This is a genomic window from Ferrimicrobium sp. (genome assembly GCF_027319265.1).
In the GTDB taxonomy this organism is placed as follows: domain Bacteria; phylum Actinomycetota; class Acidimicrobiia; order Acidimicrobiales; family Acidimicrobiaceae; genus Ferrimicrobium.
Genome location: NZ_DAHVNP010000058.1, coordinates 1 through 1,992 on the forward strand (window position 1 = coordinate 1; position 1,992 = coordinate 1,992).

The window sequence follows — 1,992 nt, forward strand, 5'->3', positions numbered from 1 at the left end:
GCCATGACCGAGTAGTCGGAGTCCGACCCCATCACTATGGCAATCTGTGGACTACTCATGATTGACGATCCTTTCTCGGGCACGATGAGCGAGCTGCGAGGCTCCTGCAGCGCTCGTCGCCGTTGCTGTGATGTGACCAACCTTGCGACCAGGGCGCCCCTCCTTGCCGTAGAGGTGGAGACGGGTACGAGGGAAGGGTTGGTACTCCTCAATCGGGCCCAGCTCTCCGATCAGGTTGATCATCGCTGCGGGCGTGGTGAATTCGGTCGGTCCGAGTGGAAGCCCGGCAACAGCTCGGAGGTGGTTTTCAAACTGTGAGGTTGAGGCGGCTTCGATGGTGAGGTGACCGCTGTTGTGCACTCGGGGAGCGATCTCGTTGATGTAGAGTTTGCCAGCCACCACAAAGAACTCAACTGCGAGTACGCCAACTGAACCAAGCTCTCGAGCGATGGCGGTCGCCGTCGCTTGCGCTCTCTCCTCAAGATCTGCCGCTACTCCAGAGGGCCATTGGACCTCAACGCAGATCCCGTCGCGCTGAATGGTTCTCACCGGCGGATAGCTGGTGATCTCACCGTCAGGGGTGGAGACGGTGAGTACGGCGATCTCGTCATCGACCTCTAGCAGCTCCTCGAGCAGCCAAGGGGTTTCACTCTCTATCAACGGCGTGAGTTCGGAGGGGTCGTTGATCCAACGGACGCCTCGGCCATCGTAACCACCGGTGATCGCTTTGGCGATGCATGGGAACTCAAAGACTGTGTCTGCATTTAACTTAGCAAAACGCGGAACGGCTAGTTTGAGCTTTGCGAAGAGCTCACGTTGTGCGAGCTTGTTGGCGGCTACCTCCATGGTCCCAGAAGATGGCAGCAGGCGAACTCCGCGGTCTTCGAGTTCCTTTAGAACCGAGATCGGGGTGAGCTCGTGTTCGAACGTGATCACGTCTACCGTTTCGGAAAAGCGCAACAGTGATTCGACGTCTAGTTCCCCGACCTGTACTTGGGCGGCCCTCCCCAAGATTCCCTCATCGGTCGGTCGGACCAGGAAAGAGATGTCGATGTCGAGATTCAGAGCCTCATTGAAGAGCATGCGCGCGAGTTGACCGCCGCCAATCACTCCGATGCGTGCGCTCACGCGACCTCTCTGCGTGATAATACGGTGCTCATTGGCGAAAGAGCCGAGCCTGGATTGGTTTGCCTACAGGTGTCCATCTTGCCCCTTTCGATCTAGGTTTGCGGCTTCTTCTGCTCCGCTTCTTCGAACAGAACGTTATCGAGTCTGCTAGCCTACAAGCTAGACGGATTGAGAGGTTGGGGTCTGCGTGTACCTGGTGGCGATGTCGATGGTCCTTGTGAAGGCGAGTTCGTTGCTAGGATACGTCGTCGACAATTGGCACATCGATTGGTATGCACTTATCCTCTGTGGACTGCCGGTTGCCGCCTATTGGCGTGGACACGTGCGTCGCATGCGGACTCAGATGACACCCGAGATCCGTGCAGGCTACGAGCGGCGCTCGGTTGCGATGCTGATCGCCAACTTCTTTATGGTGGTTGGTTTCTTCTCACCGATTCCTGACTGGGCAATGGTCTATCAGTGGGTGCACATGATCTGGCACCTTGACCTTATGGTCTTCGCACCACCATTTCTCATTATCGCTGACCCTTGGAGCGAGATGACCGAAGGCGTTCCTGCTCGGTTGATGGAGTGGTTGCGTATCCGTTATCGGTCGCTCGCCTCCCATGAGAGGATTGCGAGTACGGCCCGGATAGTCAGCTCTCCTTGGGCAGCGGTGATCGCATTCGACGGAGCGATGTGGATCTGGCATGTACCCGGACCATTCGACTGGGCGATGCAGTCCTCTGGGAGGATGGAGCTGATGATGTTCTCCTTCTTCTTCGCTGGGGTCTTTATGTGGTACGTAGCGATCGACCAAGGTCGGCGTCGCTATCATGAAAACTCGATCCTCAGGTTTGCACATATCGCTTCAGTGTCGATGTC

Annotated in this window: 2 protein-coding genes; one reads left to right on the forward strand and one right to left on the reverse strand. The window is 56.9% G+C overall.

Annotation, left to right across the window (positions count from 1 at the left end; genetic code table 11):
* Positions 1 to 51: 51 nt before the first annotated feature.
* On the reverse strand, positions 52 to 1,128 hold the full coding sequence (locus M7439_RS08540) for a 5-(carboxyamino)imidazole ribonucleotide synthase (RefSeq protein WP_308464462.1): 1,077 nt from the start codon (positions 1,126 to 1,128) through the stop codon (positions 52 to 54).
* A 208-nt stretch (positions 1,129 to 1,336) separates the two neighbouring features.
* Here M7439_RS08540 and M7439_RS08545 point away from each other — a divergent pair.
* Positions 1,337 to 1,992, forward strand: a 656-nt coding sequence (locus tag M7439_RS08545; protein ID WP_308464463.1) for a cytochrome c oxidase assembly protein, incomplete at its 3' end; no start/stop codon positions are given.